Below are 20,488 nucleotides of genomic sequence, written 5' to 3' on the forward strand. Positions count from 1 at the left end.
ATGGATTTAGGGAGCGGCCAAGACACACTTACCTTTGGTGACTACGCATTTCTGGACGGCATGCTGAGCATTGAACAACCCTTCGATACCATTGGCGATACTTACTCTTTTGGTGATAACGCGGCTCAAGCCAACGGAAGCATTGAACTGGAAGCAGGTTTCGGGGATGACACAATAACCTTTGGTGCAAATGATGGTGCCAATAGCGGTTATATTTTTGTTCAGAGCAGATCTGGCGCGGATCAGATTAGCTTTGGCACAGGTGCTGAAAACCTTGATATAGACTTGGGCTCTGGGACTTCAAGAATGGGCGATGGCGATAGCGATACGTTGACCTTCCTTGGCACGGTTACAAGCACACGCATCTCGAGTTGGGAGCACGGCGTCGACCTAATTACCTTCACCGCTTCAACTGGCCTTTGGACGGCTGTAGATGGCGCCAACGGATGGAAAGTTTTCACAAGTATTGATGGTCAATCGTTCAATGTCAGTGGCGCTGCAGGCTTTGAGGCCACTGAGATCGTGTCCGGTCTGAGCTACAACACCGCGCCCAGCTATGTAGGAATGGGTGATGTGACAGACGACGCTGGCAATCACTATTATGACATGGGTCTCGCTGGTTCTGGCACAGAGGCGGCAACCTTTGATCTGAACGCACTCTTTAGCGATCTGGACGCGGCTGTTGGCGACAGCTTTACCATTTCTGTAGATGCGCTGTCTGCTGGTCTGTCCCTCACAGATGGCGTTCTCAGCGTTCTGAACACAGGCGCTGCACTCGCGCACACGGCTGCGGGCGATCATGTGGTGAACGTCACCGCGACCGATGCGAGCGGTGCAAGCGTGACGCAAACCCTGCGACTGTCCATCGCGCTTGATCATGACTTTGGTGACACTGCCACCGTGAGCAGCGTTACTGGATCGAGCTTCGACGATAGGGTCACATTTGGCGAATACCCCGCGGTTTTCTCAAGCATGACTGTTTCGTTGGGGGAAGGCGAAGATACCCTTATCTTCGCAGATCGCGGCGGTGTTGAAAGCACGTTAACGCTCGATACGGGCGCGGATGATGACACAATCGAGTTTGGTCATTTCGCCGCTGTGACGGGCAATGTTTCGATTGCATCGGGCGGCGGCAATGACAGTATCACACTGGGCGATCATGCGGCGACCGCAAGTGGGACGCTCAGCATCACGGATACAGGCGGCAATACCGTAATCAGCTTTGGCAACAACGCCGGTGTAACCAATGGGGTCGTTAATATTACGCTGGATGATGGGGCGGATCAGGTCAGCTTTGGTATCAACGCAGGCACAGACAACGGTGAAATCAGTATCGCATCAGGTGCGGGGGCGGATCAGTTCATCTTTGATGACAATGCGGCAAACCTGATGATTGACCTTGGCCAAGATAGCGATACCGATAGCGTCACCTTCTTGGGATCAGTGCACTCTGCTACTATCGAAAACTGGGAAGAAGGCGTTGATATCGTGGATGTGCTTGATCCATCAACTTGGACCCTCATGGTTGATGGAACGGACACCACGCTCAGCAATGGCGTCAGCGATATTCGCTTTGCAGGCATAACCGGCCTCACGGATGTGAGTGATTTTCTGATTTGATCTCGCGCTGCGAGCTGCCTGACCGCTTGGCAACATACGGATTAACGAGGTAACGACAGCTTTGAGCCGTTACTTATAGTTGACTCAGCGCCGCCTTTTAATCGTAATGGGACACATGTCCAAAGGATGAGGTAGTAAGGATGGCTTACGGGTACCAACCGGATTTTATCGGCGAGTCCTTGCACATTCCGATGCCTGAGATTGGGGACCAACTGCTACTTGAGCAAACCTTATCGCGCACAAGTTTGCGCGGCAATCTCTACTCTGATCACCTCAACTACACCTTGTTGATGAATCGCGATACGCGCCAGTTAATTTGTTCCGCCCACAACATCGACCAAAGCAGCAATTTTGATAAGCGCCAGAATCTTACCGACGAGGAAAAGAAGAAATTTAAAGGGTCGAAAGGTTGGACCTTCGACGCAGATATTGGCAAGCCCTTTCAGCTTGGCGATGAATATTACAAAGACAAAGTCTATGGGTTCGGCATCACAGTCGAGAACCCCTATGACAAGGGCCACATGGTAATGCGGAACAACGCGATGTGGGGAGAAACCTTGGAAGAGATGGATGAGGCAGGCAAGGCCACATACATCTACGCGAATGCTGCGCTGCAACACAAAAACCTGAACCGCAGTGAGTGGCAAGCCATCGAGATGGACATCGTGGGCAAGCTTGACTTGGACAGCAATGGCAAGCTTTGCGTGTTTTCTGGGCCAATTTGGGGACCGTTGGATCGCATAGTCCACCACATCGATACAGGCGATATCGGACGGGTGCCCTCGGGCTTCTTTAAGGTGATCTGTTTTCACATGAAAGACCCGCCCGACGACAACCCGTTAGGAGTTTTGACCTTCGCTGTCTTTCAAGATCGCAATGTGATTGCCCAGCAAAAAGGCGGGCGTGTGGTTAAAACAGATCAAAGATACCAGATCACAATAATGGAGCTTGAAGCGCTCACAGGGCTAAAGTTCGACGACAAGATCAGGGACCGCAATCCTTTGATCTATCAACGGAAAACTGCCGAGCGCGAAAAGGTCACGGTGCATCACCTGCCCGAAAACATCCCGATCGCCAGCAAGGACGATCTGATCCTGAAACTAACCGAACCGCGCGATGGCGTCATGCCCCTGACAGACCGTCCTGTTGCGATCAACGCCGCCATGGTCCGTCCAAAGCCCAACAGCAAAATCGGTGAATGGGTCACACTTTTTAATAGAACCGAAGACGATTTGTCGGTGGAGGGGTGGACATTGCACGACGCAAAAGGACGCTCCGTCGCGCTTGCCGGCCAGATTGCGGCGGCCGGAACGCTGCGGCTTGCAGGCGACGCACTTGCCCCAATTCGACTGACCGACAACGGCGGCAACCTCATTTTGCGCGACGCTGCAGGCCAACAAATGGATCATGTCAGTTGGACCGAACGTGCAATTAAGAAGGTCGCGCGCGGGACCGCTTATCAATTCGAAGTGGGGCAATAAAGTTACTTAGTAAAGGACAAGCCACCATCGCCATTTGGAACGCGTCTAACGCTCAATGTGTGTCTTGCTAACTGACCCAAAACGAGGATGTTGCCTCTATGAACCAACTAGAAAGCTACACAAGTGCGATGGCAACTATTTCATCGCGCATCCAAAGCATGATGTTGGTTCAAATCGGTGCCTTCGCTGCTGCTTTGTTTGCTTTGATATTGGGCAGCGCACAATTGAAAAATGCGACGGATGAAAGGGACGCGTTTGGCACGATGGCTTCTCTGGTCTTACCCAGCCATTTAGAAGGCAGTACCGCAGACAATTCCTATATCGTTGACGACCTTGAAACGGCTTGGGCCTATGACTTGTCCGTCTTGAATCTGATCGGCCGTGATTATCCCCAAACACATTTGGCTAAAGTTTCAGAACTGCTTCTCATCGAAGTTTTTGCGCTCGGCTGTATGGCGCAAGCGAAACAAGAGGCGGGAGAAGACATAACAAAATTAGAACGCTTCAGCGAACAGCTTGGAGCTTTGAGCCGTAAAGTGAATCAAGCTCGGCAGGGATATTTTGTTCTCCAGCAAGCCGCTTCTAATGCGATCGAAATCGAACAGATGACATATCGACAACTGGAGCGATACGCTGAGTATATTGAACTCGAAATTGACTTAAATGGCAGTGGTGAATTTGCGGACCTATGGACCACCGCAGCTAAGCTTGCGGCCACGCTTAATGCGGCCTCTGCCGATGCTGCAGATAGCTGCCTTGGGCAATTCTTGGGTACTCCTCGGGTTCGAAACAGCCTTGTTTGGGGGCAAAGTCAGTTGGTCCGCAAGACTGACGCAGCGGGTGATTTCGTTACGCTTGGCGAGGGAGATATTGCAGACAAATTACTGCACGCACTCCTTCAGGAGGACGACGTGGCAAAGAACTTCGTGACACCTCGGATTCTCGCCTTGCAGCTTGGCGGGGGCTGGCCGTTCGAAGATCAAGAAAACCTTAACCCAAGCGGCGTCAGTCAACTTGCGGAGAACCTTCGTGCCCACGGATTGTTAACCATTGAGGACGCGCAGATCAAAGCCCAGACCTTGGACACACATCTCCAAACTTTGAGCAACAATCGCAGCGTAGATTTCGATCTCATCGGGGCAAAAATACCTTATAGTTCGGCTTGGGTTCTGTTGCTGGCGAATACATTGATTTTGGTGTTTGTTTTTCGCCTGCGACAGCGTTTTGAGAACATCGCTTTGAAACTTCAGACCGATCCAGAAGCGCTAGAAGCAACACTTGAAACTCTGCAATATCCCCTTCGGTCGAATGGGAAAGCTGATTATTGGCTTTGGCAACTCCATCACGACACACTTGGCCTTTTTGGTTTGGCCATCGTGACCTGCGCTGTCTATGCGCAAACAGCTGGACTAAGTATGACCATAGCGCTTTTAGCCTACGCAATATTCGCCGCTATCACGATGCGATTTTGGTCAGAAAAACCATAAAACCATTCACACCACGTCTTTGAACTCAATCACTTCACGGTTTTGTATTCGCTGTAAAATTTCAGGCGGGGCGTCGCAATTGGGAGGTCAGCCTGCGGCGTTGCCAAAACTCTAGATGAGGCCAGCGCAGCTCCATTTCGTAGTACTTTGATCGCTCGGATAAATAACTTCGGAAGGTTTCAGTGCACCACCCCGCATAGCCGCGCAATGTGCTTTCCGATCCATCAAGGATGGCGGATACCGCTTTTTCAGCCCCAAGAAATGACGTCCACAGCCCTTGGCTGGACAAAGGATCAAAGCGCATCGCAGCATCGCCAAGTGCCAACCACCCCGGACCCGCAACCTGCGCCGCATGTGCGCTGTATGCAGGTTCGACAAAGATGTCAGGCGCGCCGAGCGCATTGCTCCTTTGAACTTCGCGACACACAAAACGAGTTTTGCTCAATTCAACGTCAAAACTTTTGCGAACTTGCCCATAGCTTTCTAAGTCTGTGTCAGAGAAATACATGACCGCGCGTTGACCCTTTGGCAAACCAGCGCTGTACCACCATCCATCTTGGGTTGCTTCAACGATGGTGCGGTGGTCCTGTTGTACGTCGCATTGATAAATACCCACACAAGCTGCGAGCTGATCGTAGCGCGCCTCTGCCACATTCAATCGTCGCAACACAGCGCGCGCGCCGCCACTCGCATCGATGACAAAATTGGCCGTCAGGTGAGACCCATCCGCGAGGGGAATATCCCAAACGGTACCCTCCCTTTTCAAACCAACAAGCGCATTCCTGTGGAAGTTGACGCCGCTTTCAATGGCCTGCTTCTGCAATGCGGTCTCAAACTTTATCCGATCAAGGTGCCATCCCGCACCATTCGCGGACCGGATGAAATCCAGATCAACCAAAGCTTCGGACCCGAACGCCGAACGATTGCCGGGGCAGCGCATATGCCCCTCTGTCAACAACGACCAAAGACCAAGCCTTCGAAGAACGGGATTTGCAACAGGCGGGAGCGTTTCTCCCGCCTTGAAGCTCCGTTTGCGGCCACGTTCGATGAGCGCGACTTGCATTCCAGCCGTCGCCAAAAGCCGCGCAGCGACGGCACCGGCTGGCCCCCCACCAATCACAGCAACCTGAAACATAGGCTCTGTCATGAAGGTAGGTTCGTGGCTCCCAGCGCCCACAGTTGATCTCCTGTACCGCTGCTGGCTGTGGAAATGCTCTGGGGCGAACTCGTTGTGAGTAGTTGCAGGTTGATTTTGCTCACCAGATTGAAATGGCCCGGATATCCGTCCGTTCCCGAGGACACATAGGTCCAGATCTGGCTGTCATCCGCTGGCGTTAATTTCGGAGCAAGGCTGACGCTACCTGTTGCGAAATCCACCGTCAGCACGTCGTCAGAGCTGCCAGCAGCAATATAGATTTGCCCTGCAGCGGCCGGCTTGGCCGAAAGTGTCCAAGCCTGTGATGGCTGGGTCGCATCTGTTGCGGATGTGGCGACTGCGCTGCCAGAATAAGACATCGCTTGACCGGTGGCCACTTGGCTATCTGCGACACTGATCAACAATGACGGCACGTTCAACGATGGATCGCGTTCAACTTCCGCAAACACTTGCTCCCCCTGATCGGTGCTATCAGACACAGGGGTCACAAGCCCCAGACGATACCAATCATCGATCATCACGGAGTATCCGCCTTCATAATCGCTGATGTTATCGGAATCCGGTGGAATGCGCGCGCCCCTGAACCAAGGTTGGTGGGTTAGCACAGGATTTGGGTTTGGGTCCTGACCTGGGCTAACGACAGGATCAGATTGCGTGACCGTGATGTCCGGACGCAAAGCAGGCCACCAAGAGATGTTGCAACTCCAAAAATCGCCTTGCCACGGGATAGACATATAGGCCGCAATCGAACCAGCAATCGTACCCTGTGCAAACCGGAATGGTCCTTCAAAGAAAGTTTCTTCATGCATGAGGTAGGTCAGTTCAATGCCAGGGTGAAACCCACCACCGACCGTTGGCTGCAATGCTGCAATGGACAGCTGATCGGGTTCAGGTACAGGCGAACCGTTTGCCAAAACCGTGTACTGTTTGGCGGTATCACTCATATCGCCGGATTGGAAATTACCGTTTACCCAATGCTGGAACTTTTCAAGTTGATGATCGGTCAACGGCAGCCACTGGTTGGGATATGTCGTCCCATTGGTGGTGTTTTCAGCGGGTGAGCCACCATTCCCAAACAATCGCGGCATCAGGTCTGCGCGCTGGTTTACGCCCTCGGCAGACGTAATGATTTGCGTTAACGCATCAGGAACCGCGGGCATTGGAGGCGGCGGCACATCATACGATGTAGACTCACCGGTGCCATCGATATTTTTAATATAAACCTCTTGGGCCGGCGGGCGAATAAACCCGTACACAAAGGAGCGCGCCACATTGAGGCTTGGCTCTGGGAAGGGTTTCGGATTGGACGCCCCAACAGAAAACAACTCAGGGCTTTCCAAATCCAAAAGGTAGTTCGGAGTTAGAAAATCACCCGTGGCGCCTGGCCGGTGTCCATGAAAGGCACGTTCGTTTGTCCATGCATAGTCAGTAACCGTTTTTAAGATCGGATAGATATCGCGGTAGAAATTCACCGGAACGTTGGTTGCGGCCGCTGGCACTGTCTGGCTGGCAAAGTTTGTACCGTGAGTGGTGAATGTCTTGCCATCTTTGCTTGAAAGAACCGCATAGTTGTCAGACGCCGCTGTGCTGGAATAGCAAATGTACATTTGACCATCAAAGCTGGTCAAAGCGAGCGAGCGTATTTCGGAGCTGACTGGAACTGCAGCGCCCGACACTTGGACCTGCGCGCTTGTGAAGGTTGCACCATCTGCAGATACCGCCAATGACAACATGTTATCGGAATCCACATATGCAATGTATAGCTTATTGCGATGTACCGACATGGCAAAGCCAACAGGCGCTTGCACCATCTCAGGGGTATAGATGCCATTTGTCAGCGGCACCTCATTAAACGTGAATGCATCGGAATTGGTGGTTTTACTATTGCCGATGTAAAGACCGGCTTCAGGACCACCCGACAAAACCCCCACATAGACCTGCCCGTTAAAGGTGGTGGTCGCGGCCCCGCCAGCTTGGTTCGTTGTGATTGGAACAGGTAATGGCGCATAAACCTGCCCCGTACTCGGCGTGAACAAGGACGTCATGAGGCCAGTTTCGGACTGGTAAACGTGAAAGACCCTGTTCTGGAACACTGTCACAGCGCCAGGCCCTACTGCGGGTTGGGCGCCCGATACGGGTGCGAATGGTACGGGACTACCAACGAGAAGCGAGCCGAAGTAAACATCACCGTTTTGGTCAGATGCGGCCAGATATGGCGTGCCGTCCAAAACAGTTGCCGACAAGGACGTGATCAAACTCACAGGTAACGCTTCAGCAGATTCAATGTTCAGATCACTGAAATCGGGGGTGGTACTGAGCGCAGATTGAATCCCCGCGTCCTGACCGCCGTAAAAATAAAGCGGTCCGGCACCTGTATAGGGATCAGCCTCTGGGTAGATGTCCATTTGCAAATCCAGCAACGATACAACGTTGATCGACGCTGGCGCATAATGCGGTGGCGCAACGGCCACCCAACCCTGGCTCATTGCATCACCATCCGTCGCGAGCTGAACGGACGTGCCATCGGTGCTTATCACCGTGCAATTGACAGAACCGCCACACGTATCGTCGAACCAACCGGGATTGTTGAAATACGAATTGCCGTTGTATTCTGGGTTTGGCTCTCCACCTTCAGGGCTTTGCGAAATGTCGACTTTAGAAATCACAACGCTGGGTGTCGTGCAGCTTTCCGAACGCCCCTCGCCGCCCACGAAAATCAAACGCCCGTCGTCATCGGTATAAAGACGACCAAGGCTGACGGTCGCAGGACTATACGTGATCGCAATTGCATGATCGACGGGCGCACTCGGGATTGGCGTGGCGGGCGGGTCGTACTTTAATCGGCTAGAAATGGGTTGTGTATCCGCAGCCGAGATATCAAAAATCGTGCTACCCGCCCCGTTATCATTTAGCTCAACTGGCCCTTGGCTCGGCCCCGAAATGCTCATGCTACCCGGATCGATAATCAGTTTGTCGCGCAAATGCGGGGGCAAGGTTGGCTGAATAGTCGAGTTTCGAAGCTTGCTCGGATCAAAAGCATATTTGCCCTGAAAGCTGTAATTGGCAGCTTTCATATTGGTGACGTGCACGTCCCAAGTAATGTTGACGGGCGATCCGTTTACGGTTGATCCTGCGGTGATCTCACCGAGCAAGCCACCATTGCAATCATAACCAAAGACACGGAACCGCTGCGCCTGACGCTTCAATGCGCCTGTGCCGTCTTTGTACCCTTGCGTCCCATTTGTCCCCGTCGTTGCTGGGCTGGGTGTGACGCCGGGGGTTTCTGGTCCGATGAAATACTCTTCACCGCCTGTGAGTGTCGAATTTCCAACCCGGGCCATGCCGATGCCGGGGCCAATTTTAATTGAGCTTACACCAACTAATGCATTGGTCATGACTTTCGCTCCTTATAAAAAGTCTTTGAATAATGATGTGTGTGAGCTTCGGCGTGCACCTTTGTGCGCGCCGAAGGCCCTATTCGCTGGCGATCAAAGGCTGGTTGATTGCATCAGGCACACCTTTGAACGGTGCGTTTTGAGTGATGAAACTAAAGTCAGATGCGATCAAAGTATCAGGATCAGGCTGCGCGGTTCCATCCGCTGGGGCCGGCCCAACCTGTGCGTTGCCGTGGCATCCTTTGCAGCCGCCCATGACAAAATGGGAAGCCCCTTGCGAAAGGTTAGGAACGTTCGGATCAATTGTGCCGTTTGATGCGTCTAGCGTACCCGAAAAACTGCGCAAAACTTCGTTCGTCTCGGTCGTGATGTTGGCGAGGAAATAATCCGTATCAATGGTATCTTCCGGATAGACGGGCGTGCCTTGTACACCAACAAGATTGTAATAAAGCCAAACACTATCACTCAGCCCGTTCGCCGCCAAAAGCTGGCGCAACTGCAAATGCACTTGGCTGGTGATATCGTTCACATCATCAGGAATGGGGTGTGCACGGGACGTTACATTCTGACGGTTCGGATCAATCGGTGCCTGTTCGTGGCGATTGTAATAAAACAGGTTGTTGTAGCTGCCGCTCGGCGCTGAAAGATTGTCCGCCTGCTCAAACGTCGCGAATACAAACGTCGGGTAGTTGGTCGTTTTGTGAATGATGTGCAGGCCCGTCAACCCATATGGAAGGGTCGTCGCTGTTGGTTCTGCAGCAATGGTTTCATGACAAAACGTATCGGTTGTCGAATTTGGATCGGGGTTGCGGTAGCGCACAATCGGTGCAGTCAGATAACGTCCAGAGTTATACTCATCCAGCGTGAGCTGCCGCCATGTTGCTTTAACGAACATCGCGCCAACAGTGTCGGATGTCGCAGGTGGAAAGCAAATAATCTGCTGGCCGCTTGTTTCATCAGGTGTTGGGCACACAGAAAGGCCACCCTGATCATTGTCGCGCACAGCGATATAGGTCGCGATCTGGGCTTTCAGACGCTCCGTTTGATCATAAAACTGGTTTTCGTTCACAAAATCGAAGACCGCTCTGTTCGCCTTCGCTTCATAAATGAAACGACGTGGTTGTTTGGAGAGCCCCATAGACAATGGCTGCGAGCCTGCGTCGCCTACGGTCGGATCAGCTGGATCACCATCGACAAACAGAGTTGCAAGATCAATCTGGCTGGTTTCATCCAAATTGTTAAACAGCGAAACACCACTCAGCGGGTTTGATGCATCCGTAGCCCAAGTCTTGGTTGATGAATCATAGGCTCCACATGCCGGAACAGCGCCCGCTGAAGAATAAACATATTCGGGAACTGTATCGAATGTTTTGGGATAGGTTGGATAGGTTTGAGTTGTCGCATCAATCTCTGGATAAATTTCCGCTCTATGGGCAAAGGTCTGCCAGACCAACTGACCGTCATTCGACGGCTGCGCGAAATCAACGGCGGTTTTACTTGGGTCTGGCTCACCGCGTGTCGGTGCCGAGGATGTAAACGACGACGGCCAATTGGCCGCGATAAATTCTTGCCATGCGTAGATTGCCAGTTGTTCTTGCTCTTTGGCATAGTCGACCTTGCCTGAGGCATTTACTGGTACGGCGGGCGCATCAAACGGCATATTCATCGCCGTCGCGCCAAAGAAATCGGGGATCGGCACCGCGTCATCGGCGAAAGCTGGCATTGTCGTAACCACAAGTGAGGCAAGGATCGTTGCTGGCTTGGCGGCCCTGCAGCAGTCAAAAACCACTCTCAAAAAAGTCATTAAAAATCTCCAGAATAGAAAGCCCTTGGCGGAAACTTAGACCGTGGATTTCACGCATTGCAACTAAAAAGGGAAAACTGTCATTTAAAAATCCCAAAAAAGTGTGTGGCTTTCAGAAGGAGCGGCCCACAAATGAAACCTCTAGCCTTGTGTTTTCTGCAAACGAAGAGGTGTTCTGCGCTGCTTTCACTCTTAAACTTCGTACAAGGCCGCAACCGCACAATTTGCTATGGATAGCAATATTGGGCAAAGTCAGACCACGATAAGTCTCGACCAGCTCAGGCAGAACGAATTGCGCGAGCAGCACAGACGCTCACGTTCAAATGAGGGCGATGAGCGCGCCTTTGAGAAAGACAATATCGGCTAAGATTTCGCGGTGGATGCGAGAGCCTGCCAAACGTAGTCCACCGATGTGTCCTTCTTCCCTAAGCCCAAGCGCAACGCGTGAAATTTGGAGATGATCGGATCGTGGAAACCTGCCAGCGACACAAGCTGTCCCGTTGTCTCCCACCACGTTGCATAATGGTCTGGCAAAAGCCCAACATGCGTCGATGACAACGCGTGATACGCGGTCAATTCAATCGTGTCCTGAACGATCCCGTCATGATCCCCAAGCAACATTGGATCTAGGTCCTGGTCGATTGGATTAAAGACAAAACTATGCGCAGAAATTTGAGCAGCGGCCAAAGCTACGCGAAAGTCCGACGCAGTTTTTGCCCGCGCGCAGGGATGATCAGGGCTGCAATAAAGACTGCTCTTTTCGCTGTAGAGCGACAGCGCTTCGGTTTCCGTGGGCAACCGCTCGTTCCCGGCGATACCGACAATGGCAATGTCCAGTCGGTTGGCCCGCAATTCTTCGAGGCACGCCAAATAATCGAAAATGCCAATGCTGATCTTCAGCCTCGGGCGGCTTTGCTTCGCGGCCTTGAGCACTGCAATCAGCGGGTTGTTGGGGTCCGTGACCATCGAGTCGACAACCCCGATCCGCACCAACTCCTTTGTGGGACTGCTTATTGCATTCAAGCGCGCAGCGGCGGCGTCAATCTGATCGAGAAGATGATTGACCTCACCCAATACTTGTTCCCCTTTGGCCGTCAGCGCAAATCCTGTGGGGCCCCGATCACATAGGCGCAGGCTCAACCGATCCTCAAGTTTGGCGATTTGTGCGCTGATAGCGGGCTGCGAAATCCCCAAAGCACCTTGCGCTTTTGCAAATCCGCCAGCCACTGCAACGGCCTGAAACACACGCAATAAACGCAGATCGATATCGGAAAGTTTCACGGATGCCTCAGCCTTAACTATTCGCCAACAAAACCAAAGACGCCGTCGCATGTCGATTCAATTATGCAAACATAAGCCCTTCAATATGGTCTTGATATTTGGATGGCTCTAGCTTTTCGGGCAATGGGAAAACGCCAACAGGAGATTACCAATGGGGACCACCAATCGTTTATGCGCCACAACAGCGCTTATCTTCGCCGTTGCCTCGGCCACCTCTGCCCAAGAGCTGACCATCAGCGCATGGGGCGGCTTTTTTGAGGAAACGCTTGCCGCTGAAGTTTATCCAGGCTTCACCGAAGAAACCGGCATCACCGTAAAGTCCATCGCCCAGCCCGAGGACTCTACGTGGATGACCCAACTGATGGCCGCCGCCCGCGCCAAACAAGCGCCTGCCGATTTGTCATTGGTGGTGGATGAGGTGCTGATCCGCGGTAATGAAGTCGGCCTTTGGGCCGAATTGGACCCTGCGAATATGCCCGGCACCGAAAACCTACTTGATGGCTATGTAAAGCTGAACGACGCGAGTAACGCCTACGCCGTTGGCGCGTTGGCATTCTACACGACCTTCGTCACCAACACTGATTATGCCGCCGACGCCCCTGCAAGCTGGGCCGAACTTTGGGAGGACAAGTGGGACGGCAAGCTGGGCATCGTAACGACGCCTAACTCGGGCCTTTTAGAAGTAACTGCCGCAACTTTCTTTGATGGCGTGGACATCCTTGAGACCCGAGATGGGATCGAGCAGGTCATCGGCAAGATCGCGGAACTAAAACCGCAGGTCAGCCTGTGGTATCGCGATGAAGGACAATTCCAGCAGCAGCTTGAAAACGGAGAGCTGAACGCTGGTCTGTATTACCATGACGTCACCATGCTTTCGATCTGGGACGGGCTGCCAGTGGCCTCAACCTTTCCTGCAGAAGGTGGGATCGTGTCGGATGCATATTGGGTTGTTCCTCGGGATTCTGAAAACATCGAAGCCGCAGAGAAATTCCTGGACTACATGAGCCGTCCGGAAACACAGGCGCTGATGGCGCGCAAGATGGGTACGACACCGATTGTACCGCGTGATGCGATGGACCTCACGGACGAAGAATTCGCAGCCGTTGGCAGCGATATCGAACCGATCCGCGTGCAGACCCATATTCACCTGCGTGAAGGGGATTGGCTCGAGACGAAGTATCAGGAAATGATCGCACAATAAGACTTTTGTGGCGGGGCGTCTGGTCCCGCCACTCTTCATCACGGGGACAAGAATGACTGAACTGACCATCACCAAACTGCGAAAATCCTTTGGCGACTTCACCGCGCTCAAGGACATTTCCTTGGCGGTTGAGGACGGTGAGTTCATTTGCCTTCTCGGCGGATCTGGCTGCGGCAAGACAACGTTGCTGCGCTTGATTGCAGGGCTTGAAACCCACGACCAAGGCGACATTCTGCTGGACGGCGCCGACCTGACAAAGGTGCCCTGCCACAAGCGCAATATCGGAATGGTGTTTCAATCCTTGGCGCTTTTCCCGCATTTGAACGTAGAAAACAACATCGCCTATGGGATGCGTTTGGCCGGAGCATCAGCGTCGAGGATCGAAACAGATGTGACGCGCTTGTTGGAAATGGTCGGCCTTTCGGGCCTTGAGCAACGGGCTGTTTCGGCTCTGTCCGGCGGTCAGAAGCAACGTGTCGCAATCGCGCGGGCGCTTGCGTTATCCCCGCAACTTTTTTTGATGGATGAACCCTTCTCAGCTCTCGACGCTGGTTTGCGTGATCAGATGCAGGAAGAGGTAAAACGGATACAGCGCGATCTTGGCATCACAACCATTTTCGTCACCCACGACCAACGCGAAGCCATGGCGCTCGCGGATCGGATCGTTGTGATGAACGATGGGCGGATCGAGCAGGCGGGCTCGCCTGAAGATCTTTATTCGCGCCCCGCAACCCGTTTCGTGGCCGAATTTATAGGGATCAACAACATCATCGCACATGAGGGGCAGACCCTAGCCGTTCGGCCAGAGTTCATCACGCTAGACAAAACCGGTGACGGCATGACAGGGCATATCCTTAGACAGCGCCGTTTGGGTGCCTTGCTGGAACGCGACATAAAGGTTGGCGCGCAAACCCTGCATCAAAGCGAAATCGCAGGGACTGGCGTCGGTTTTGATGAAGGCGAGACAGTGACCCTTTCATGGGACGCGAGCAAAGCCTGGGCGCTGCCTGCATGATCCGCAGTCCTTCATATGCGCCGCGCCTGATCGGCGGGCTGGCCTTTGCGGTTATGGCGGTTTTCTTCGTTGTCCCACTGATCTTCATGATCGTTGTCAGCTTTTACCAACCTGACCCTATGGGGTTTTACAAGGTTGATTTCGTCTGGGAAAATTACGCGAAATTCTTTTCCAGCTTCTATTACTCGGTCTCATTCCGTTCGATCTATTCATCAGCGCTCGGCGCGGTGCTTGTCGTGGCACTTGCCTTTCCACTGGTGCTGATTGTCTCTGATCTTAACCGCACTTGGCAACTGTTCTGGATCATCCTGCTGCTGTCCTTGATGTGTCTGAGCGAAGTCATCATGGGATTTGCATGGCTGATCTTACTATCGGAAAGCGCAGGTCTACCCCGCTTGCTTGAAGCATTGGGGCTTTGGGATAATCCAAGATCGCTCTCTCCCAGCTTTGGCGCGATGCTCATTGGTCTCGTATTCCTTGGCTTCTCAATCGTGGCCTTGATCCTTTACCCCTCGCTCGCGCGCCGGGACCGCAGCATTGAAGAAGCCGCAATGACCTTGGGGACTCCCCCGGCCCTTGTCTTCTTCAAAGTTCTGCTGCCCACATTCCGCACCAGCCTGATCTCGGTAACGCTGACGATGTTCGTCTATCTCTTGGGGGTCTTCGTAATGCCCACGATGTTGGGCCGCCCGAAGGACTGGACGATGACAGTGATCATCAGCGACAAAGCCTTGGGCGATGCGAACTTGCCCTTAGGGGCTGCGCTTGCCGTCGTGATGCTGATCGTCACGGTGATTGTCTTGCTCGCCTCTGCCCTTTTCGCAAAAGGGCGCAGGATATGAGAAAGCTGTACCTCTGGATCATCGCATTCCTGCTGATCGCCCCATTTGTTGTCGTACTGGGCGTGTCGGTTGGCGCGTCCAAAAACATCACCTTTCCTCCAGAGGCTTTGTCGGCCGCGTGGTATGAGGAACTGCTGACTGAGGCAGAATGGCTTGCGGCCATTGGCCGTTCACTGTTGATTGCCGTGATCGCAGGAGTGATTGCAACCACCGTTGCATTGGCGATCAACTATGTGCTTTGGCGGACAGGATCACGCTTTGCCAAGTTCACCTTTGCACTGGGCTTGGGGCCATTCCTGCTCCCCCCAATCATCCTCGCACTTGGCGCGAGCCTGTTTTGGGCAGAGGTCGGCTGGTACGGACGGATCGAAGCAACCATTGTCTCGCACGGTGTGTTTCTTGTCACCCTCCCGTTGGTCATCATCGCTCGCGGCTTTGCTGCACTGACGGATGAGGTGATTGAGGCCGCACAAACCTTGGGTGCGACCCCTGCGCAGGTGTTTCGCACAGTGGTTCTGCCCCTTATTGCCCCATACGTCGCCACAGGCTTTGCCTTGGTCGCGATTATCAGCGTGAATGAATACCTGATCGCAAACATGATTTCAGGCTTTGTGGTCGAAACCCTGCCGATCAAAATCTTCAACAACGTGCGCTATGGGTATTCGCCCGTCGTGGCCGCAGCTTCGATGCTGTTCGTCGCTTTGACGGTCACCATCCTGCTAGCCCTGTCGCGGATCACGGACCTTGTCGCGCTTTTCGGAACATCAAAGGACGGATGATATGCGCAGGCTGACACATCAAGACCTTGAAGACATGCTGTTGGGGGCTGTGATCCTTGGCGCAGGTGGTGGCGGGGATATCGCTGAAGGGCGGGCGCTGATTGAAACGGCGCTTGTGGCGGGCAAGACGTTTGATCTGGTCACACTGGATGAGGTGCCAGACGATGCACTGATCTGCACACCTTATTTGCTTGGCGCAATTACGCCCCTGAGCGCCGCAGAAGAACGCCAATATGTGGGGCTGACCGACAGCGATGCTGATCCCTTGTTGCAAGCTTACGGCGAATTTCAGGACCATCTGGGCCAAACCTTCTATGGCACAACGCCTTGCGAGCTCGGCGGCTCCAACACTGCCGCCGCTTTCTTTCCTGCGGTTATGAACGGGCACAAGATCATCGACGCTGATCCAGCGGGCCGGGCCGTGCCGGAAATCACCCATTCCACCTATTACCTCAACGGCCTACCAGCGGCGCCGATCTATGCGGTTAACCAATTCGGAGAGTCTTTCCTGATCGACAAGGTCAAAGACGATCAACGAGCCGAGACGCTGGTGCGCGCCCTGACCCAAGTTAGCCGCAACACCATCGCCGCGATCGATCACGCACTCCCAATGCGCGACCTGCGCGATGTTTTGATCCCCGGAACGATTACCAATGCCATTAACATGGGGCGCATTTGCCGCGAAGCTATGGCGACAGGAGCCGACACAGCGCAAGCGATTGCCACGTTCGGGGCAGGCATGGTGTTGTTTGACGGGCAGGCAACGCGGGTGGATTACAAGACGGATCAAGGATTCACGATTGGCCAGATCGTCCTGCGCGGCAACGCAGGGGACATGACCATCAGCATCAAGAATGAAAACATGGCCTGTGTGCTGGATGGCACGGTCAAGGCAACGGTCCCCGATCTGATCTGCTTCTTTGATCGCGATACAGGCGCACCCGTCGCCAATCCAGATGTTGTCAAAGGTCAGTCCATCGCTTTGGTGGTTTTGCCTGCACCCGCCCCCTTTACTTCTGAACGCGGACTGTCAATTTTCGGACCGCGCTACGCGGGGATCGAGGCTCAATTCAACTCACCGATCAAAGTGAGCAGCTAGACCTAGCCGTAATAAACTTATCTCGAGCTTCCGGCGCGAGTTCAACTCAGCCAAACGCGATAATCACTTACCAACAGATGTGTTGGGCTGACATCTTCCTCAATGTTGGCAAAGCGCCCAATGGGCGCGCGAAAGATGTTGTCCGTTTCATCGTCATTCACGGTTGAGACTTCGCCGATCAATACATCACCGCCGTCGCCCCAAAACGCATGCCAGTCGCCGGGCATCAAAGTTACGCTTTCGCCCGGCGCAAGACGCAGCTTTTCACCCGCTGCAAAGTCCCGCTTGATCCCGTCGCAAAACACCGTACCGCCTGCGGTCTCATCGAAGTTTCCAGCAGTATCTGAACCAAAAAGCTCAACCACCAGCGTAGCCCCGCCCCGATTGATGATGTCTTCTGCTTTTAAGACATGGGTATGCATCGGGCTCAGCTGGTCCTGCTTCGAAATCAGCAGCTTTTCCGCATAGCACATCCCACCACCTCGTTGCAGATCAGCCAGACGGCCATTGCGTAGGGTGAACAGAAACAGGCCCATCTTGTCGTAATCCCCTGCCCCATAATCGGTTATGTCCCACCCACAGCGCGCATCGATGACGTTTTGGGCGTCATCTTTGCGGGCCTTGAACTCATCCGGTGTCCAATACGCGAAAGGCGGCAGGGTAAAGCCAAACTGGCGCATCATGTCGTCTGATTGCGCGATAATATCATTGATGCGTGATCGTTTCATGGGGGCGGCTCCGGTGTTTCCGTGAATAAGCTTAATTTCGTTTTGTGTAGTTTAGGTGATTTGCCAAGCCTCCGAAACCGCTTTCGGATTTTTGTTGCGTTCCGAAACCGCTTTCGATTAGCCTTTCGCAAGAGAGGGAGGATTCGATGACCGGCAAGCCAATCAGCTTGAAGATTTTGGCCGCGCACTTGGACCTGACTGTGCCAACGGTCAGCCGAGCGTTGAACAATTATCCCGATATCAGCCCTGCAACCCGCGACCGCGTAAAGCGTGCGGCAGATGAACTTGGCTATCGCGCTAACCAGAATGCACGGCGCTTATCGTTGGGGACATCCGAAACCGTTGGCTACCTCATGCCGCGGTTCAGCAGCGCGATAGCGCAGCCCTTCGTTGCGCAACTTTTGCAAGGTTTGGGTGAGGCCTTAGGCAAGCGCAACTGGGATTTGCTTGTGACTCATGCCGAGTCGTCAAAGGACGAGCTCAGCCAGATTGAACGAATGGTGCGTTCAGGTCGGGTGAGTGGTTTGGTCATTTCACGCCCGCTCAAGAATGATCCGCGCATCCGGCTCATGCAGGACCTGAAGTGCCCTTTTGTGGTCCACGGACGCACAGCATCCTATAAAAACTACGCGTGGTATGATGTGGATGGTGAGGATGCATTTGAAACATCCGTGAACCATCTGATCGGATTGGGCCACAGCCGTATCGCCTTTGTCGGCGCGCCGCTCCAGTATCAGTTCGTGCAGGATCGTCTGAACGGGTATCAAAAAGCGATCGTCGGCAATGGGTTAACGGTGGACCAAGATCTCATCCAAATTTCGGACTTTAGTGATGACGGCGGCGAAATCGCCACGCATGCGCTACTTGATCTTGTTGATCCACCGACAGGCATCGTTTGCTTATCAGACACTATGGCACTGGGCGCGCTGGCCGCAATCCGCGCGCGGGGGCTGGTGCCAGGCGAGGACATTTCGGTTGTCGGGTATGACGGGTTGAAATTCGGAACCCATTCGAACCCACCTTTGACGACAATGGCGCAGCCTCAGGCGCATGCGGGGCGGCGCTTAGGCGACATGTTGCTGGCTATTATTGATGGGGACGATCCATCCAAGCACCAAGAATTACAGCGCGCACAGCTTTTACGCCGAAATACAGATGGGCCTTTGCCAACCACTCAAGCCCTGAACGACATTTTATCTAGGGAGGAACTACAATGAAAAGCACGAAACACTTGATCGCCGGACTTCTAGCGACAACGGTGCTCGCCTCAGCGGCGAGCGCGGACACAATTCGGTTCTGGACCATGGAGGTTCAGCCCGAGCGGATGGCCGTTCAGCAAGAAATGGCAGATGGTTTTCAAGCCGCGACTGGTCACACCGTCGAGATTATTCCGGTCGAGGAATCCGACATTCAGACGCGCGCCACAGCTGCCTTTGCGGCGGGCGATCTGCCTGATGTGCTGAACCTGACAGTTCAACACATCTTGCCCTATTCCGAAGCCGGTCTTTTAGACACAGCCGCCGCTAGCGAAGTGATGGACAACCTTGGCACCGACAGCTTTGCTGAGGGCCCCGTGGCCATGGCCATGTCTGACGGCGAAATCGTAGCCGTACCGACGGATGGTTGGACCCAATTGGTCGTCTACCGTGCTGACTTGTTTGAGAAGGCAGGCCTCGCCGCACCGACAACTTTCGATGCAATGAACGCCGCGATGACCGCGCTGCACAACCCGCCTGAAATGTATGGCTTTGTCGCCGCGACTAAGATCGACGAAGGCTACATGATGCAGTTGATTGAGCATCTGTCGCTTGCCACTGGGTATTCCCCTGTGAACACAGACGGGTCTATCAATGAGGACACAACACATCTGGTCGAGCTGCTTGATCTCTACAAAGAGCTAGTGGCAAATTCGCCTGAGGGTGATCTTTACTGGTCCCAATCGCGGGAACTGTACCTAGATGGGAAAGCCGCGATGGTCATCTGGTCTCCGTCGATCCTTGATGAGCTTGGTGGCCTGCGTGACAGCGCGCCGGTAACGATCTCGGATGATCCGACGACCAAAGAACTGGCCATGTCCACAGGCTTCTCTACGGTCATTTCTGGCCCCGGCAATGCGGACGGAGCCGCCTATGCCGACGTGCGCTACCTTGGCATTTCAGCGGATGCGAATACTGAAGTTGCGCAATCCTTTGTCGAGTATGTCTTGTCCGAAGGCTACGGCCAGTGGTTGTCACAAGCGCCTGAGGGCAAGTTCCCTGTGCGCCGCGGCGCCGAAGCAGGCGATACTTCGTTCGAGACAGTTTGGGCTGGCCTAGACGTGGGCGTTGATCGCAAGGCACCGCTGGGTGACATCTACCCTCAGTCTGTGATTGACGATATCGTCGCGGGTTTGTCCGTGGGTGATCGCTGGGGCGTGGCTGATGGACAGCTGGCGACTGCGTCAAAGATCGTGAACTCTCAGATCATGAGCCGTGTGATCCGTGAAATGACAGATGGCGATCTATCCGTGCAGGAAGCTGCAGACAAGATCGTGGCCGAGCATAAGGCGCTCGACCTGTAAGCTGAAGGTTTTAAACCTAATTGGCGGTGCATCTCAGTGC

At 53.7% G+C, this 20,488-nt stretch carries 15 protein-coding genes; 10 read left to right on the forward strand and 5 right to left on the reverse strand.

Going from position 1 to position 20,488, the window contains the following annotated elements; genetic code table 11:
- From ABJQ89_RS19830 to ABJQ89_RS19840, 3 genes are all read left to right on the forward strand, one after another.
- Positions 1-1,620: hypothetical protein (locus ABJQ89_RS19830; protein ID WP_348497883.1), on the forward strand; the 1,620-nt coding region annotated here is incomplete at its 5' end.
- Positions 1,621-1,760: 140 nt separating this feature from the next.
- Positions 1,761-3,101, forward strand: a complete 1,341-nt coding sequence (locus tag ABJQ89_RS19835; RefSeq protein ID WP_348497884.1) for a DNA/RNA non-specific endonuclease — start codon at positions 1,761-1,763, stop codon at positions 3,099-3,101.
- 224 nt (positions 3,102-3,325) lie between these two features.
- Entirely contained in the window at positions 3,326-4,588 is a 1,263-nt protein-coding gene (locus tag ABJQ89_RS19840) for a hypothetical protein (protein WP_348497885.1), read from the forward strand.
- Positions 4,589-4,649: 61 nt separating this feature from the next.
- On the opposite strand, the gene ABJQ89_RS19845 is transcribed toward ABJQ89_RS19840, so the two are convergent.
- The 4 genes from ABJQ89_RS19845 to ABJQ89_RS19860 form a co-directional block, all read right to left on the reverse strand.
- On the reverse strand, positions 4,650-5,735 hold the full coding sequence (locus ABJQ89_RS19845) for a tryptophan 7-halogenase (RefSeq protein ID WP_348497886.1): 1,086 nt from the start codon (positions 5,733-5,735) through the stop codon (positions 4,650-4,652).
- A complete protein-coding gene (locus ABJQ89_RS19850; RefSeq protein ID WP_348497887.1) occupies positions 5,732-9,139 on the reverse strand; it encodes a LodA/GoxA family CTQ-dependent oxidase in 3,408 nt (1,135 codons plus the stop codon). Before ABJQ89_RS19850 ends, ABJQ89_RS19845 begins: the two co-directional genes overlap by 4 nt.
- A gap of 79 nt (positions 9,140-9,218) precedes the next feature.
- Entirely contained in the window at positions 9,219-10,943 is a 1,725-nt protein-coding gene (locus tag ABJQ89_RS19855) for a hypothetical protein (RefSeq protein ID WP_348497888.1), read from the reverse strand.
- A gap of 363 nt (positions 10,944-11,306) precedes the next feature.
- Positions 11,307-12,224 carry a LysR family transcriptional regulator gene (locus tag ABJQ89_RS19860; protein WP_348497889.1) on the reverse strand — a complete coding sequence of 306 codons (918 nt, stop codon included), beginning with the start codon at positions 12,222-12,224 and terminating at the stop codon, positions 11,307-11,309.
- Positions 12,225-12,375: 151 nt separating this feature from the next.
- On the opposite strand from ABJQ89_RS19860, the gene ABJQ89_RS19865 reads away from it, so the two are divergent.
- The 5 genes from ABJQ89_RS19865 to ABJQ89_RS19885 are packed head-to-tail and all read left to right on the forward strand — an operon-like array spanning position 12,376 to position 17,160.
- The gene (locus tag ABJQ89_RS19865) at positions 12,376-13,425 is read left to right on the forward strand and encodes an extracellular solute-binding protein (protein ID WP_348497890.1); all 1,050 of its coding nucleotides are present in this window, start codon (positions 12,376-12,378) and stop codon (positions 13,423-13,425) included.
- A gap of 52 nt (positions 13,426-13,477) precedes the next feature.
- The gene (locus ABJQ89_RS19870) at positions 13,478-14,440 is read left to right on the forward strand and encodes an ABC transporter ATP-binding protein (RefSeq protein WP_348497891.1); all 963 of its coding nucleotides are present in this window, start codon (positions 13,478-13,480) and stop codon (positions 14,438-14,440) included.
- The gene (locus ABJQ89_RS19875) at positions 14,437-15,282 is read left to right on the forward strand and encodes a hypothetical protein (protein WP_348497892.1); all 846 of its coding nucleotides are present in this window, start codon (positions 14,437-14,439) and stop codon (positions 15,280-15,282) included. Before ABJQ89_RS19870 ends, ABJQ89_RS19875 begins: the two co-directional genes overlap by 4 nt.
- Positions 15,279-16,061 carry an ABC transporter permease gene (locus ABJQ89_RS19880; RefSeq protein ID WP_348497893.1) on the forward strand — a complete coding sequence of 261 codons (783 nt, stop codon included), beginning with the start codon at positions 15,279-15,281 and terminating at the stop codon, positions 16,059-16,061. Before ABJQ89_RS19875 ends, ABJQ89_RS19880 begins: the two co-directional genes overlap by 4 nt.
- A 1-nt stretch (position 16,062) precedes the next feature.
- The gene (locus ABJQ89_RS19885) at positions 16,063-17,160 is read left to right on the forward strand and encodes a DUF917 domain-containing protein (RefSeq protein ID WP_348497894.1); all 1,098 of its coding nucleotides are present in this window, start codon (positions 16,063-16,065) and stop codon (positions 17,158-17,160) included.
- Positions 17,161-17,201: 41 nt separating this feature from the next.
- On the opposite strand, the gene ABJQ89_RS19890 is transcribed toward ABJQ89_RS19885, so the two are convergent.
- Positions 17,202-17,888, reverse strand: a complete 687-nt coding sequence (locus tag ABJQ89_RS19890) for a D-lyxose/D-mannose family sugar isomerase (RefSeq protein WP_348497895.1) — start codon at positions 17,886-17,888, stop codon at positions 17,202-17,204.
- 146 nt (positions 17,889-18,034) lie between these two features.
- On the opposite strand from ABJQ89_RS19890, the gene ABJQ89_RS19895 reads away from it, so the two are divergent.
- Positions 18,035-19,105 (forward strand): substrate-binding domain-containing protein, encoded by a 1,071-nt coding sequence (locus ABJQ89_RS19895; protein ID WP_348497896.1) that lies wholly within the window; start codon positions 18,035-18,037, stop codon positions 19,103-19,105.
- Positions 19,102-20,448 (forward strand): ABC transporter substrate-binding protein, encoded by a 1,347-nt coding sequence (locus ABJQ89_RS19900; protein ID WP_348497897.1) that lies wholly within the window; start codon positions 19,102-19,104, stop codon positions 20,446-20,448. The genes ABJQ89_RS19895 and ABJQ89_RS19900 overlap by 4 nt, the downstream gene beginning before the upstream one ends.
- Positions 20,449-20,488 lie beyond the last annotated feature (40 nt).

This window comes from Planktotalea sp. (assembly GCF_039984035.1).
In the GTDB taxonomy this organism is placed as follows: Bacteria; Pseudomonadota; Alphaproteobacteria; order Rhodobacterales; family Rhodobacteraceae; genus Planktotalea.

Coding starts and splice junctions, on each gene's coding strand:
- ABJQ89_RS19870 (WP_348497891.1), top strand. CDS start 13,478: ATGACTGAACTGACCATCACCAAACTGCGAAAATCCTTTGGCGACTTC.
- ABJQ89_RS19900 (WP_348497897.1), top strand. CDS start 19,102: ATGAAAAGCACGAAACACTTGATCGCCGGACTTCTAGCGACAACGGTG.
- ABJQ89_RS19850 (WP_348497887.1), bottom strand. CDS start 9,139: ATGACCAATGCATTAGTTGGTGTAAGCTCAATTAAAATTGGCCCCGGC.
- ABJQ89_RS19865 (WP_348497890.1), top strand. CDS start 12,376: ATGGGGACCACCAATCGTTTATGCGCCACAACAGCGCTTATCTTCGCC.
- ABJQ89_RS19855 (WP_348497888.1), bottom strand. CDS start 10,943: ATGACTTTTTTGAGAGTGGTTTTTGACTGCTGCAGGGCCGCCAAGCCA.
- ABJQ89_RS19890 (WP_348497895.1), bottom strand. CDS start 17,888: ATGAAACGATCACGCATCAATGATATTATCGCGCAATCAGACGACATG.
- ABJQ89_RS19880 (WP_348497893.1), top strand. CDS start 15,279: ATGAGAAAGCTGTACCTCTGGATCATCGCATTCCTGCTGATCGCCCCA.
- ABJQ89_RS19835 (WP_348497884.1), top strand. CDS start 1,761: ATGGCTTACGGGTACCAACCGGATTTTATCGGCGAGTCCTTGCACATT.
- ABJQ89_RS19895 (WP_348497896.1), top strand. CDS start 18,035: ATGACCGGCAAGCCAATCAGCTTGAAGATTTTGGCCGCGCACTTGGAC.
- ABJQ89_RS19845 (WP_348497886.1), bottom strand. CDS start 5,735: ATGACAGAGCCTATGTTTCAGGTTGCTGTGATTGGTGGGGGGCCAGCC.
- ABJQ89_RS19885 (WP_348497894.1), top strand. CDS start 16,063: ATGCGCAGGCTGACACATCAAGACCTTGAAGACATGCTGTTGGGGGCT.
- ABJQ89_RS19875 (WP_348497892.1), top strand. CDS start 14,437: ATGATCCGCAGTCCTTCATATGCGCCGCGCCTGATCGGCGGGCTGGCC.